This is a genomic window from Arthrobacter sp. 01T414, assembly GCF_056398965.1.
This window is the reverse complement of sequence record NZ_JBFTQK010000003.1, coordinates 188,738-203,222: the sequence shown is the minus strand read 5'-3', so window position 1 is coordinate 203,222 and position 14,485 is coordinate 188,738. Positions and strand designations below refer to the sequence as shown.

8 protein-coding genes are annotated in these 14,485 nt (G+C 69.1%); 5 read left to right on the top strand and 3 right to left on the bottom strand.

Features of this window, described 5'->3' with window-relative positions; all coding sequences use genetic code 11:
• Positions 1-124 precede the first annotated feature (124 nt).
• The 4 genes from AC1DK9_RS09380 (at position 125) to sufU (ending at position 8,084) form a co-directional block, all read left to right on the top strand.
• The gene (locus tag AC1DK9_RS09380; RefSeq protein WP_476915742.1) at positions 125-2,872 is read left to right on the top strand and encodes a helix-turn-helix transcriptional regulator; all 2,748 of its coding nucleotides are present in this window, start codon (positions 125-127) and stop codon (positions 2,870-2,872) included.
• A gap of 59 nt (positions 2,873-2,931) precedes the next feature.
• The gene (locus AC1DK9_RS09375) at positions 2,932-5,574 is read left to right on the top strand and encodes a LuxR C-terminal-related transcriptional regulator (protein ID WP_476861769.1); all 2,643 of its coding nucleotides are present in this window, start codon (positions 2,932-2,934) and stop codon (positions 5,572-5,574) included.
• 713 nt (positions 5,575-6,287) lie between these two features.
• Complete coding sequence (locus AC1DK9_RS09370; RefSeq protein ID WP_476915832.1) at positions 6,288-7,601, top strand: cysteine desulfurase; 1,314 nt, start codon at positions 6,288-6,290, stop codon at positions 7,599-7,601.
• Between the two features lie 12 nt (positions 7,602-7,613).
• Positions 7,614-8,084, top strand: a complete 471-nt coding sequence (gene sufU / locus AC1DK9_RS09365; RefSeq protein ID WP_476861768.1) for a Fe-S cluster assembly sulfur transfer protein SufU — start codon at positions 7,614-7,616, stop codon at positions 8,082-8,084.
• Between the two features lie 179 nt (positions 8,085-8,263).
• Here the strand turns inward: sufU and AC1DK9_RS09360 are convergent, their stop codons facing one another.
• From AC1DK9_RS09360 to AC1DK9_RS09350, 3 genes are read right to left on the bottom strand one after another with little or no spacing between them, the layout of a single operon-like run.
• Positions 8,264-8,485 carry an SCO4848 family membrane protein gene (locus AC1DK9_RS09360; RefSeq protein WP_476861767.1) on the bottom strand — a complete coding sequence of 74 codons (222 nt, stop codon included), beginning with the start codon at positions 8,483-8,485 and terminating at the stop codon, positions 8,264-8,266.
• Positions 8,486-8,488: 3 nt separating this feature from the next.
• Positions 8,489-8,986 (bottom strand): DUF2505 domain-containing protein, encoded by a 498-nt coding sequence (locus tag AC1DK9_RS09355; RefSeq protein ID WP_476861766.1) that lies wholly within the window; start codon positions 8,984-8,986, stop codon positions 8,489-8,491.
• Positions 8,987-9,034: 48 nt separating this feature from the next.
• Entirely contained in the window at positions 9,035-10,606 is a 1,572-nt protein-coding gene (locus tag AC1DK9_RS09350; RefSeq protein ID WP_476861765.1) for an SDR family oxidoreductase, read from the bottom strand.
• Between the two features lie 221 nt (positions 10,607-10,827).
• On the opposite strand from AC1DK9_RS09350, the gene mfd reads away from it, so the two are divergent.
• Positions 10,828-14,481, top strand: coding sequence for a transcription-repair coupling factor (mfd, locus tag AC1DK9_RS09345; protein ID WP_476915741.1), 3,654 nt, complete (start codon positions 10,828-10,830; stop codon positions 14,479-14,481).
• The last annotated feature ends 4 nt before the right edge of the window (positions 14,482-14,485 follow it).

Sequence of the window (14,485 nt, the reverse complement as noted above, 5' to 3'; positions counted from 1 at the left end):
AGGCAGGTAGAGGCGGGAGCGATACCCGCACCGCAATCGAGTACTACCTACGGATGTCTTTGCCGGAGACAGTCCATACCTTGGATATATCACTGGTTAAACATTGATTGCGAAGGTCTCTCCCATGTTTCAGCAAGAAGCCGGCGTGCCTGCTGGCAGCGGTAAAACGGACGCGCTCTTAGCAACACACCGGACAACCCAGGGGCGGCAGGATAAACCATTCACTAGACAGCAAACCGTTTCGGAGATCGTCGAGACCCTGACTTCGGGGGCAGGGTGCGGCGTCGTGATCGTGGGCGAACACGGGGCGGGCAAGTCCTTCATTGCCCAGCGTGCGCTCGAACAGCTCGGCGACGAGTACCTGGTGGTCCAGGTCCGGGGGAGCTCCATCGCTTCGAAGCTGCCCTACGGCGCGTTGAGCGTACTCCTCAACGACCTGGACGCCTCGCACCTGGAGCACCCCCTGATGGTGCTGCGCGGGCTCACCCACTTGCTGCACGCGAAGGCCGAGGGCCGCGGCGTCGTCCTGTTCGTGGATAACGCGCACGACCTGGATGACCTGTCCTGCATGATGGTGGCCCAACTCAGTGCCGGCGGGCACGTGACACTACTTGCGGCCAGCGTGGACCTGCACCACGTAGGCGGGGACATCATGGGGCTCTGGAAGGATGACCTGCTGCGCCGGGTAGACCTGGAACCCTTCGACTTCGCCGAGACTTCGGCCACGCTGGACCAGGAATACGGGGGGCACTTTTCGCATTCCGCCGCTAGGGCGCTCTGGACTGCAAGCGGCGGCAATGCTCTCTTCCTGCATTCGCTGGCGCGGGAACAGATCAAGCTCGGCACTATAGTCCGGCAGGACAGTTCCTGGGTCCTCGACGGCCGTCCGATCGCCCTGACCGGCGAAGTGCGGGACGTGGTCAAGGCCCGGCTGAACAGGCTCAGCCCCGGCCAGCGCGACGTCTTCGAACTGCTGGCGCTCGCCGGAGCGGTTCCGCTGCAGACGCTGATGAGAATCTTCAATCCGCAGGATATGGACAACCTGCAGGAGCGGGCCCTGATCCAGGTCAGCCACGACCACCCGCCGATGGTCAGTGTCGCCAACGCGGTCACCGCGTCGATCGTCGCCAGCGTCGTCCCTCCGGGCCGTAGCGCCGAGCTCCGCCGTCGGCTGACCGCCGTGCTGTCGGACACCGACCAAGAAAAGGACGGGGGAGCCGCGGACCTTGGCTGGGCGCTGGACTGCGGAGAGCCGATCAGCGTCGAAACCGCCGTGGCGGCCGCGCACCGGGCCAACGACGCTTCGGATCCCGTCTCGGCGCTCAGGTACATCCACGAAATCGATCGATCCGAGGCGCTCGCCGCGGCGGCCGTCGAAACGGTTCGGGCCCACCTCGCGCTCAACAACAACGAGCCAGCGCGGAGGGTCCTCCACGGAATTGATAACGCCCGGGAGGACGTCCCGCTGACCGAGTGGATAGCCTTGCAGCTTCTCCGGGCCGAGCTGGAGCGCCGAAGCCCCGCCACTGCGGCCGATGCCCGGGCCAGGCTGCGAACGGTTCGGGAGCGTCTCTCCGCTGAACCGGCGGAGAACCAGACGGCGGAAGATCCGGCCACGCTGGAGCGCGGCCGGCGGCAGCTGCGCCTGGCCGAGGTCAAGCTGGCGGCCTTCGAGGGCCGCTACGACGACATCCTGGCAGTCCGTGCCGACCTTGACCCTGAACTGGGCAGCGAAACCGGCATTCTCACCGCGAGCCTGCTCTGCGAGACGATGGCAGTCAGCGGCAATGTCCTTGGCGCCATGGCGTTGGGAAAACAGATCATGGCCGCGGCCGCAACGGTCCCGCTGGCGGACAGTACCCTGCGCGACATCAGGGGCCGTTTCCTGCTGCTGCTGCTCCTTTCCGCTAAGTTCCGGGAGGCGTCTGCCTTCATCGCGGCCGCATCCGGCACGGTTGAACCGCACGCCCGCCTCGGCGGGATGTTCGAAATCGGCCAGGGCGTCATCGATCTTCATGCCGGGCGCCTGGAGACAGCCATTCCGTGGCTGGAAGCCGGGATGCGGCAGCTCCGGACTCAGGATCCGGACGGGCTGTCCGGCCTGGCAACGGCCGCCTGTGCGTACGCGGCGGCGCTCGCCGGCAACGAGGAGAAAGCCAGCCTGCTGCTCGCCGAAGTGGCGCAGCCGCAGCGCCCTGGCTCCTGGTTGGTGGGCCGGGTGACCCGCTACTTTGAGCTCGGCGCACTGGCTGAACTCGGCCAACGCGCCGCCGCCATCCGATCCCTCGTCGCCGAGGCATCCAGCGAGGCGGACGCCGGCTCCCCGGCCACCGGGCTGCTCTTCCTGTCCGCGGCGGCCAGGCTCGGAGACCGCCAGCTATGCCAGAAGCTTGAGGGCCTCGCCGCCCAGGTCACCGGGCACTTCGCCCAGCTGTGCCTGCGCCTGGCGGAGGGAGTGAAGGACAGCGCCAGCGAGCAGCTGCTGGCGGTCGCCAAAGATGCGGACGCAGCCGGTAACGCTCTCTTCGCCCGCGACGTGGCGCGAAGGGCGGTGTTCTGCGCCAACGAATCCGGTAACCGGATCGCGCTTCGCCTCTCGCAGCGCACCGAACAGTCCCTCGACGACCGGTTCGGAAGCCCGGGGAACGGTCTGCACTCGCTGACCACCTCAACCCTGACGGCCCGGGAGTGCGAAGTGGCTGTTCGGGCCGCGGCCGGAACTTCCAACCGCAAGATCGCGGAACAGATGCACGTCTCGGTCCGCACCGTGGAAGGCCACCTGTACCAGGTGTACTCGAAACTCCATGTTGCGAGCCGGGCGGAGCTTAAGGACGTTATCTCGGCCCCGGCGGCGAGCGCCCGCATCGGCTGAGCGGCACAGAGACAGAACCGGCCTCCGGGACCGGCCGACGACGGCGCGAAAGGCATCGTGTGGAAAGCCTGACTGATTCCGCCACGTTGATCGGTCGATCCGGTGTCGTCCGGGATATCGTCCACTGCCTGCGTGACGAGGGAAGGGCCGGGGCCCTGATTGTCGGCGGCGCCGGGTCGGGGAAGACCGTCGTCGTCAAGGCCGTTCTGGCGGAGCTCAGGCCGCAGGGATCCGTGATCCGCCTCGCCGCGACACCTGCGCTCGCGGCAGTCCGATTCGGGGCGCTGACGCCCTATCTGGCAGGCCTGGCGGACCACGATCTCGATTCCTATGCGGCGGTGCTCGGGGCGGTTACTGCCAGCCTGAGATCCGAGCCGGCCCTCGCGCTGTTCGTGATCGACGACGCCCAACACCTGGACCCGGGGACCGTCCAGCTGATCGCGCAGGCGGTAGCCACGGGCGCGGCGCGGGTGCTGGCCGCCTGCCGCCCGGGCCTTCTGGTCCCGGAGGAGTTCCTGGCCCTGTGGGGCGACGGACTCATCTCAAAGTTTGATCTCGCGGCTCTGAGCCGTGCCGAGGTGCACCAGCTCTGCGAACAAGTGCTGCGGGCCGACGTGTCTCCGTGGGTAAGCGAACTGTTTTCCGCGGTGACCGGAGGCAATCCGTTCATGCTGATCTCGCTGATAGACCATGCGCGCGATACCGGCGCGATCGGAAACCGCCGCGGAACGTGGTTTCTGTTGGCTCCGCCGGACCTTGGCGATGTTCCGGCGGCGGACCTGGTGGACCACCAGCTCCGTTCCATGTCAGCGGAGGAGAGAACCGCCGCGGCCATCGTTTCCCTGGCCGGGCCGCTATCGCTGGGCCAGATTCTTAGGTTCAGCAGTCCGCGGGCCGTTGACGCGCTCGAGATGGCCGGGATCATCACGGTCTCTCGGGACCTGGACCGCATCGTCAGGCCGGCCAGCCCGCTCATCGGCGAAATCATCCGACGGCGCGTCCCCGCGGGCCGGAGCGCCAGCCTGAGATCCAGTCTCCTGGCCCTTCCCTGGGTGGGCGCCGTGCTCCCGGATGCTGCGCTGAACCAGCTCCGCTGGTCGCTGGATTCAGGAGCGGAACTGCCCGCCCCGGAACTGCTCGCGGCCGCTGCGGCCGCCAACGCCGGCCTGGACGCCGAGACCGCGATCCGGGCGGCGGGCTCCGTTCCGGAGGGCCCATTCCTCTCGGAGGCCAAGATCCAGTTGGCCTACTCGAGCTACATCCTCGGACGCCTCGGGGAGGCCGCCGAGCTGCTCGAGGCTGCGCAACCGCTGAAGTACGGCCGGGAGTCCTACCTGGCTGCCCGCCTCGCTGCCCGGCTCGGAACCGCAGCGGAAGGTCTCGATGTGCCGCGCGGGGAAGGCTCCGGGGAACCGGTTCCCGGCGGCCCGGATCAGCCGGCGCAGGAGGAGGCAAGCGTGGGACTCGCCTCCGCGCTCTGGCTCGAGGACTGGGACGGCAGAACCGCCGAGCTCCAGGGGATGCTTCAGGAGCTGATCGTCGCCGCCGGCGTCAATGCGGAAATCCGGATCCCAGCGGAGGCCCGGCTTGCCGAGGTCTGGACCGCCCAGGGCCGGGTGCTGGAAGGACTGGCCCTGGTCCGGGGAGCGTGGCGCGAGGTGCGCCAGGAGGGCCACGCGCTTCCCCTGGTCTACGAGGACGTGTTGGCGCGGTACTGTCTGAGCCTGATCCGGGCCGGGGAGTGGGAGGAGCTCGCGTCGGTCCTGGACGACTATTCTTCGAACATGGCCTCCCGGCTGGTGTACAGCGGCGGAATGCTGCACGTGATGCGCGGCTACTCCCGGCTGCGGCAGGGGCGGGTCCCGGAAAGCCTGGCGGAGCTGCTGCTCGGCATCGAGGAACTCCAGATCGCCGACCCCTGGGAACTGTCCGCCTTCGCAAGCGCACTGACGGCGTACGCCGCCTCCGCCGTCGGGCACGCCGGTGAGGCCGCGGAGCAGGCGCAGGCATTCCGCAGCGCCGCCTACCGGTCGCCGGACACGCTGCGGCTCCTCGCCGAGGCCTACTGCACCGCCGCCGAACAGGGCTCCGGCCGGGCCGCCGACGAGGCGCGCCTCGAACTGGGCCGGCTCGCAGACGAGGCTCAGCGGCAGGGACTCCGGGCCGTCGAGACCGATATCCGCCGGCTGGCCCTCCGCGGCGGCGACACCACAGCAGCCGCTGCGCTCGCCGCCAGCAGCGGCGCCGTCGACGTACCGGAGGCGCGCCTGCTACGGACCTACGCGCTCGCCGTCACGGCCGCGGATTCGGCCGGGCTCACGGCGCTCAGCGACCAGGCGGCGGGCGCCGGGCATCTGCTGCTGGCCCTCGAATCCGCGCAACAGGCCGCACGCCTGCTGGAGAACGATCCGGAGAAGTGGAAGCTCACCGCCGTGCAGCGCAAGGTCCACCGCCGAATGGTCGCGGCCGGCATGTCGGGCCAGCTGAACATGGTCCACGGTGAACACCGCGCCGAACTCACCGCCCGGGAAGCCGAGATCCTCAAGCTGGTGGTTGGCGGAGACACGAACGCAGAAATTGCGGCCAAGCTCACCGTCTCACAGCGGACCGTCGAAGGGCACCTGTACCGGATCTTCGGAAAGCTCGGTGTCAGCCGCCGCGGCGAACTCGTGGAAATCCAAAAAGATCTTGACCTGCCCTGAAATCCGTATCCGCAGGTACTGAGATGATTCACCGCGCAAATCCACGCATTTTCCGCCGGCGCCGCCTGTCCGCGTGCGTATCAGGCGCGTGGGACCGAAGCCGGACGAGTATGGCCAAGTAGTGCAGCTGTCCGGAAAGGGGTAGAAGTCGGGTAAACCCTACTCGTGTGCAGATTGGGCCCTCACGATTGACTTAAGTCAGTCCCGGGAATGACTCAAAAGGTCCTAAAATTAATGACTAAAGGGCGGTATTGGAATGCGGGCAACCGCAGCTGCCACCGGAAACGGTGTTTGCGTCGATCCCTCCCACATCCGAACTCCTTCATTGGAACCGTACGGTGCCGCAACTGGCAGCCGTACCCCATAGACGGAGCCGGCGGCGTCAGAGCCTTCTGAGACCGAGGCTCTCCCCCCAGCCGCCGCCGGCTCCCTTTTTACGGTCTGCAGCACGGAAAGTCGGGGGAACCGCCGGGGCGCGGCAACGAACACCGCGCCGGCCTCCGTAGACGGGGCAAATGTTCAAAGAGGCAACCGTTCGAATCAATGCCCCGCCAGGGCGCCAAGCACCCCGGCGGGGCATTTGATGTCCTGGGACGGGGCCGAAACCCGGTACTTCGGGAACGTGGGATAATTAGGTCTAATCTGCGTGACGTAATAGGGCCGCCCGCTGCGGCGTCCCCGCTACGCCCCAGCGAAAACCGATCCAGGAGTTACTGCCCATGGTTGCCACCCCAGCCCATCTCCTCAGCTCAGCCACGGCGCTGGGCAACGAGGAGGTCACGCGGATCCGCAACGACTTCCCGATCCTGCACCGGTCCGTCAACGGGCACCCTCTCGTCTACCTGGATTCCGGTGCCACCTCGCAGAATCCGCTCAGCGTGCTGGAAGCGGAGCAGGAGTTCTACGAGCAGCGGAACTCTGCGGTGCACCGCGGCGCGCATTACCTTGCGGTGGAAGCCACCGATTCGTTCGAGGACGCGCGCGAGACCGTGGCGGCCTTCATCGGCGCGGACCCGGACGAGCTGATCTGGACCTCCAACGCCACCGAGGGCCTGAATCTGCTCAGCTACTCCTTCCTGAACGCCTCACTGCCCGGCGCCCCGGCTGAGGCCGCCCGCTTCGCGCTCGCCGCCGGCGACGAGATCGTGGTCACCGAGATGGAGCACCACGCCAACCTGATTCCCTGGCAGCAACTCGCGGCCCGTACCGGAGCCGTGCTGAAGTACATCCCGGTGGACGACGCCGGCGCCCTGGACCTCGAAGCCGCCGCCAAGCTGATCGGCGGCCGTACCCGGGTGCTGGCCTTCACCCACGCCTCCAACGTCCTCGGCACGATCAACCCGGTGGACACGCTGGTCTCGCTGGCCCGCAGCGTCGGCGCCCTCGTGGTGCTGGATGCCTGCCAGTCAGCGCCGCACCTTCCGCTCGACGTCAAGGCCCTGGACGTGGACTTCGCCGTGTTCTCCGGGCACAAGATGCTCGGCCCCACCGGGATCGGTGGCCTCTACGGGCGCTCGGAGCTGCTCAACGCGATGCCGCCGTTCCTGACCGGCGGTTCCATGATCACCACCGTCACCATGGAGCGCGCCGCGTTCCTGCCCAGCCCGCAACGTTTCGAGGCGGGCACCCAGAAAATCTCGCAGGCAGTGGCGCTCGCCACGGCGGCCAACTACCTCAGCGAAACCGGGCTCGCGCGGATCCACGCCTGGGAAGCGGAACTGGGCCAGCGGCTCGTGGCGGGGCTGGAGGCCATCCCCGGGATCCGTGTGCTGGGTCCGGCGGCGGGCGAGGAACGGATCGGGCTGGCCGCGTTCGACGTCGCCGGGGTGCACGCGCACGACGTCGGGCAGTTCCTCGACAGCCGCGGCATCGCCGTCCGCGTGGGACACCACTGCGCCCAGCCGCTGCACCGCCGGCTCGGGCTCACGGCGAGCACGAGGGCCAGCACCTACCTGTACAACACCACGGACGACGTCGACGCGTTCCTCGACGCCGTCGCCGGGGTCCGCGGATACTTCCAAGCCTGAGGACGGCACTGCATGAGTCTTGACCAGTTGTACCAACAGATCATCCTGGAGCACTCGAAGGCACGGCACGGCAGCGGCCTGGCCGGCGCCGGCGTGCCCGAGGGCGCCAGCAGCGGCCAGTCGCACCAGCTCAACCCGGTCTGCGGCGACGAAATCACAATGAGGGTCTCGGTGGCCGGCGGAATGGTCAGTGAGCTGCGCTGGGACGGCGAGGGTTGTTCGATCTCGATGGCCTCCGCCTCCGTGCTGACCGACCTCGCCGAGGGCCTGGACCCGGACGAGCTGCACAGCGTGATCGAGAGCTTCCGGGAGGTGCTGCGCTCCCGCGGCAAGGTCCCGGCCGATCCCGAGATCCTGGGCGACGCGGCGGCCTTCGAAGGCGTGTCCCGGTATGCCGCCCGGGTGAAGTGCGCGATGCTCTCCTGGGTCGCCGCCGAGGACGCCCTCGGCCAGGCGGTCGCGGCGCAGGAAGCCGCCGGGTAGGACTGTAACCGCGGTCGCCGGGACGCCGACCGCGTTCACACCTGATCGCTCAAACGCCGAACGCGGCCGCCGGATAACCGGCGGCCGCGTTCGTTTGTAACCGCGTTCGTTTGTCCGCGTTCGTTTGCGGCCTCGCCGCAGGGTGCCCGCGCCGCAGGGTGCCCGCGCAGGCACCCGGCTCAGCCGAGCAGGCCCGCGATCCCGATGGCCGCCGTCGCCGCGCCGAGCAGCATCGAGACACTGACCAGCACGACGTGGACGGTCAGGAACCGGGTGGCCTTGCCGGCGGCGTCGCGCGCCCTCGGGTCTTTCATGACCCGGCGTAGGAACTGGGGCCAGACGGCAAGGGACCAGACGCCGGCCACAATCAGGACGACGGCGAGGGCGGCGGGCAGCTCCATCGCCTAGTGGCTTTCGAGCCAGGCCTGGGCCTGCGTCGACTGGATGTTGAGGGCCTTGCCGACCATCGGCTCGGCCGCGTCGGCGATCTTCCCGCCCAGCAGCGGCACGGACGAGGTGACGGTGCCCTCCAGCTCGATCCGGGTGCTGCCGCCCTCGGCGACGAGCCGCTGCACGGCGTTGACGTCCAGCGGGGCGCCGGCAACCTTCAGCGAGATGTTGCTCTGCCGCGAGCCGTCGGCCTCCGGGGCGCCCCAGCTCTCCAGCTGCGTGACCTTCAGGCTCTCGCCCACGAACTTGCGGGCCAGGTCCGGCATCCGGTTGGTCGGGATGGTGCGGACGGTGGTGGTGTTGAAGGCACCGGCCGGGTCGCCGTCGAGGGTGAACGATTCGAGGGTTCCGCCGACGAGCTCGCTGGTGTGGCGCAGGAAGTCCTCATTGACGAAAACTGCCGTGACGCTCTCGACGCTGTGCGGCAGGGTGGTGGATGCACTCAGGGCCATTGGGGGTCCTCCATGGGGTCTAGCTGGTCATTTCGGGCTCCCAACATCCTACGCGCTGGGCCTCGCCGGTTCCGATTCGGCCTCTGGCCCCGTCGCCGGCCCCCTCTCTCGCTCCGTCTCTCGCCCCCTCTCTCGCTCCGTCTCTGCGAGGCGTTGCGCCGCCGCCGCTATGTTCCGCGACATGGCGGGAAAAATCAGGCTGTGGAACGGCAATACTGCGAGCCAGTAGAGCTTGCCGCTGAGGCCCTTGGGGAAGAAGATGGCCCGCTGCCGGTAGCGGCTGCCGGCGCCCTCGGGTTCCACTGAGAGTTCCAGCCAGGCCCGGCCGGGGGCGCGCATTTCCGCGCGCAGCCGGAGCAGCCGGCCGCGGTCGATCCGCTCGACCCGCCACCAGTCCACCACCTCGCCTTCAGCCAGCAGGTGCGGGTGCCGCCGCCCGCGCGCCAGGCCCGCCCCGCCGGTGAGCTTGTCCAGCCAGCCGCGCACGCTCCACGCCAGCGGCATGGAATACCAGCCGTTGCGGCCGCCGATGCCCTCGATGATGGTCCAGACGTGTTTAGGGTCAACCGAGCTGGAATAGCTGCGCTCATCGACGTAGACGCGGTGGCCGGCCCACTCCGGGTCGCTGGGCAGCGGGTCGGCGTCGGCGCCGGCGTTGGCCCACGTGGTCTCCACCTGCCCGTCCCGTTCCCTGCCCAGGGCCAGGGCCACGGCGCGCCGGTAGGGGGTCAGGCCACCCTCGGGCAACGGGATGTAGGCGTCGATGTCATGCTCCCGCGAGACCGCATCGTGCTGCAGCGACTCCACGAGCGGCAGCGACATGGACAGCGGGATCGGCGTGGTCAGCGCCACCCACATGCCTGCCAGCTTGGGCGCCGGGATGGGGAGGGCCAGCACCACCCGGTGCGGGAGCCCGGCCTCCGCCGCGTACTGCTGCATCATCCCGGCGTAGCTGAGCACCTGCCGTGAGCCGATGTCGAAGGTGCGGTTGATGCTGCCCTCCAGCGAGGCCGCGCCGACGAGGTAGTGCAGCACGTCCCGCACCGCGATGGCCTCGATCTTGTTCCGCACCCAGCTGGGCGCCGGCATCACCGGCAGGGTCTCGGACAGGTGCCGGATCATCTCGAAGGAGGCCGAGCCGGACCCGATGACCACGCCCGCCTGGAACACGATCGCGTCCACCGGTCCGTCGAGGAAGACCTTGCCCACCGCCTCACGTGAACGCATGTGGGTGGAGAGCTCGGCGCCGGAGGGGTGCAGTCCGCCGAGGTAGACGATCCGCTCCACGCCGGCCCCGGCGGCAGCCTTCGCCGCCGTCTGCGCCATTGCCTTTTCCTTGGCCTCGAAACCGGCGCCGCCGGCCATCGAGTGGACCAGGTAGTAGAGCACGTCGACGCCGGTGAGCGCCTCCTGCAGCGCCGCGCCGTCGTCGAGGCTGCTCTGGACCACCTCGACCTGCTCCAGCCACGGGACGCCGGCGATTTTCGCCGGGGTGCGGACCAGGACCTTCACCCGGTGGCCGGCCTCGAGCAGCCGGGGGACCAGCCGGCCGCCGATGTAGCCGGTGGCGCCGGTCACCAGCACGGTCTTCGGATTGGTGGCGTGTGGGCTGCCGTTCATGGGTGGCTCCTTCGTCATTGCGGATATAAGCCATTCGGAGCGCCGGCCCGGCTGGACTGCAAGCCCGGACGGGAGTCCAGCCAACGGCGTCCGTCCTGCCAGCTTAGTCCCGGGTGCCGGGCCCCCGCCGGGTCGCGGTAGGCTGGAAGTACCCGGGATTCTTGCGAATTTCGGGTATTCGTGTTGCCTGCATGTCCGTGATCACTTCAGGAGTTCCCGCCATGAGCCACAACGGCCCTTCTCTTTCCGGTCTGCGGCGTGTCCTCGCCGAGGACGCGACTTTCGCCCGGGTGCAGGCCGCAGCGTCGCGGCCCTTCACGGCCCGCGGCGAGGATTACCAGATCAGCGCCCCGGCAGGCCTGCGCGCCGCGCTGCTCGCGGAGATGGCCGACGGACTCGCGGCGGGTAACGCGTCCGACGGCGGGGCTCCCGACGGCGGCGCGCCGGTGGTGCTGGCCGTCACCGCGACCGGCCGCGAGGCCGAAGACCTCGCCGCCGCGCTGGGCGCCTTCCTGCCGACGGGCTCGGTGGCGGAATTCCCCAGCTGGGAGACCCTGCCGCACGAGCGGCTCTCGCCGCGCTCCGATACCGTCGGCCGCCGCCTCTCCGTGCTCCGCCGCCTCGCGCACCCTGAAGCCGCCGGCGGCGGCGCGCTGCGGGTCGTCGTCGCACCCGTCCGCGCCGTGGTCCAGCCGATCGTGGCAGGGCTCGGCGAGCTCGTTCCGGTGACGCTCAGCGTGGGCCAGGAGGTTCCGTTCGGCGAGGTCGTCAAGAACCTGGCGGCCGCCGCGTACGCCCGGGTGGACATGGTCACCCGGCGCGGGGAATTCGCCGTCCGCGGCGGCATGCTGGATGTCTTCCCGCCCACCGAAGACCACCCGATCCGGGTGGAGTTCTTTGGCGACGAGGTCGAACAGATGCGCTGGTTCGCCGTCGCCGACCAGCGCTCGCTGACCGCGCCCGGCGTGCACCACCCCACCGAACTGCACGCCCCGCCGTGCCGCGAAATCCTCATCACGCCCTCGGTCATGTCCCGGGCCGCGACGCTCAAGGCCGAGCTGCCCGCCGCGGCGGACATGCTGGAGAAGATCGCCGGCGGGATCGCCGTCGAAGGCATGGAGTCCCTGGCCCCGGTGCTGGTCGAATCCATGGTGCCGTTCCTGGACCAGTTCCCGGCGGGCTCCATCTCCGTGGTGATCGAACCGGAAAAGGTCCGCACCCGCGCCCACGACCTCGCCGCCACCAACGAGGAGTTCCTCGAGGCGGCCTGGTCCACGGCCTCCGAAGGCGGGACCGCTCCGCTGGACCTGAGTTCCGCGGCCTCGGCGGCGCTGCACTCGGCGAGCTTCCGCTCGTTCGGCGAAACCCGCAGCACGGCACTGGCCCACGGGGTGTCCTGGTGGTCCATCACCTCCCTCGCGAGCGACGAGGAGCTGCTGCCCGAGATCGACGTGCTGAACCTGCACGCCCGCGAACCGCGCGGCTACCAGGGCGACGTGGCCGAGATGATGGACTTCATCGGCTCGCACGTGCGGGAGCAGTGGCGGATCGTCGTCGCCACCGAGGGCCCCGGCCCGGCGCAGCGCCTCGCCGAGCTCTTCCACGACAACGACATCCCGTGCGCCCGGGTGGAGTCGCTCGACGCCGAGCCGCAGCCCGGCCTGATCGAGGTGACCACCGCCGCCGTCGGACGCGGCTTCGTCCTGGACACGCTGAAGGTGGCCCTGCTGACCGAGGCCGACCTGCTGGGCCGCACCTCCGCCGGCTCCACCAAGGACATGCGCAGGATGCCGTCCAAGCGGCGGAACGCCGTGGACCCGCTGCAGCTGCTGGCGGGCGACTTCGTCGTGCACGAACAGCACGGCATCGGCCGGTTCGTCGAGCTGATCCAGCGCAAGGTCGCCGGCGGGGGCGACGGCGTGCGCGAGTACCTGGTGCTCGAATACGCGCCCTCCAAGCGCGGCGCCCCCGGTGACCGCTTGTTCGTCCCCACCGACCAGCTGGACCAGGTCACACGCTACGTCGGCGGCGACACCCCGGTCCTGAGCAAGATGGGCGGCTCGGACTGGGCCAGCACCAAGTCCAAGGCGCGCAAGGCCGTCAAGGAGATCGCAGGCGAGCTGATCCGGCTGTACTCGGCCCGGATGGCTTCCCGCGGCCACGCCTTCGGCCCGGACACCCCCTGGCAGCGCGAGCTGGAGGAGGCCTTCCCCTATGTGGAGACGCCGGACCAGCTGACCACCATCAACGAGGTCAAGGCGGACATGGAACGGGAGATCCCCATGGACCGCCTGGTCTCCGGCGACGTCGGCTACGGCAAGACCGAGATCGCCGTCCGGGCCGCGTTCAAGGCCGTGCAGGACGGCAAACAGGTGGCCGTGCTGGTGCCCACCACGCTGCTGGCGCAGCAGCACTATGAGACCTTCACCGAACGCTTCTCCGGCTTTCCGCTGCGGGTCAAGCCGCTGTCCCGCTTCCAGGGCGCCAAGGAGGCCAAGGAGACGGCCGAGGGCGTGAAGAGCGGTGCGGTGGACGTCGTGATCGGCACGCACCGGCTGCTGTCCAAGGACTTCGCGTTCAAGGACCTGGGCCTGGTGATCGTGGACGAGGAGCAGCGCTTCGGCGTCGAGCACAAGGAAGCGCTCAAGAAGATGCGCACCAACGTGGACGTCCTGGCCATGAGCGCCACCCCCATCCCGCGCACCCTGGAGATGTCCCTGACCGGCATCCGGGAGACCTCCACCCTGGCCACCCCGCCTGAGGAGCGGCACCCGGTGCTCACCTACGTGGGCCCGTACACGGACAAGCAGACCTCGGCCGCGATCCGGCGCGAACTGATGCGCGAGGGGCAGGTGTTCTTCGTGCACAACCGGGTTTCCACGATCGAACGCACGGCGGCGAAGATCCGCGAACTGGTCCCGGAGGCCCGTGTCGAGGTGGCACACGGCAAGATGTCCGAGGGCCGGCTGGAGCAGATCATCGTGGACTTCTGGGAGAAGCGCTTCGATGTGCTCGTCTGCACCACCATCATCGAGACCGGCCTGGACATCTCCAACGCCAACACCCTGATTGTGGACGGGGCGGATAAATACGGGCTCTCCCAGCTGCACCAGCTGCGCGGGCGCGTGGGCCGCGGGCGGGAACGGGCCTACGCCTACTTCCTCTACCCCTCGGAAAAACCGCTGGGCGAGGTGGCGCTGGAACGGCTCAAGGCGGTCGCGACGCACAACGAACTCGGCGCCGGCATGCAGCTGGCCATGAAGGACCTGGAGATCCGTGGCGCGGGCAACCTGCTCGGTGGCGAACAATCCGGCCACATCCAGGGCGTCGGCTTCGATCTCTACATCCGGCTGGTCGGCGAGGCAGTGGCCGACTACCGCGGCGAGGCCGAGGAGAAGGCCGCTGAGATGAAGATCGAACTGCCGGTCAATGCGCACCTGCCGCACGACTACGTGCCGGGCGAACGGCTGCGGCTGGAGGCCTACCGGAAGCTGGCTGCGGCGCTGAGCAACGAGGCGATCGACGAGGTCGAGGCCGAGCTCGTGGACCGTTACGGCGAGCTGCCGCTGCCGGCGAAGAACCTGGTGGCCGTGGCCCGCTTCCGCGTGGGTGCGCGCGAGGCCGGTCTGACCGACGTCGCCCTGCAGGGCAACTTCATCAAGTTCTCCCCGGCCCAGTTGCCGGAGTCCAAGCTGATGCGGCTGGCCCGGATGTACCCGGGCTCGCAGGCGAAGCCGGCCCTGGATGCGGTGCTGATCCCCAAGCCCAAGACGGCCCGGATCGGCGGCCGCGACCTGCAGGACGCCGAGATCCTGGCCTGGGCCAACGGTGTGATCGAGGCGATCTTCTCAGACGTCCCGCTCTCGGTCGGGTAAGCCG

Excerpts from the sequence above, each read along its gene's own strand:
- AC1DK9_RS09380 (WP_476915742.1), top strand. The coding sequence starts at position 125 with ATGTTTCAGCAAGAAGCCGGCGTGCCTGCTGGCAGCGGTAAAACGGAC.
- AC1DK9_RS09355 (WP_476861766.1), bottom strand. The coding sequence starts at position 8,986 with ATGGCCCTGAGTGCATCCACCACCCTGCCGCACAGCGTCGAGAGCGTC.
- AC1DK9_RS09350 (WP_476861765.1), bottom strand. The coding sequence starts at position 10,606 with ATGAACGGCAGCCCACACGCCACCAATCCGAAGACCGTGCTGGTGACC.
- mfd (WP_476915741.1), top strand. The coding sequence starts at position 10,828 with ATGAGCCACAACGGCCCTTCTCTTTCCGGTCTGCGGCGTGTCCTCGCC.
- sufU (WP_476861768.1), top strand. The coding sequence starts at position 7,614 with ATGAGTCTTGACCAGTTGTACCAACAGATCATCCTGGAGCACTCGAAG.
- AC1DK9_RS09360 (WP_476861767.1), bottom strand. The coding sequence starts at position 8,485 with ATGGAGCTGCCCGCCGCCCTCGCCGTCGTCCTGATTGTGGCCGGCGTC.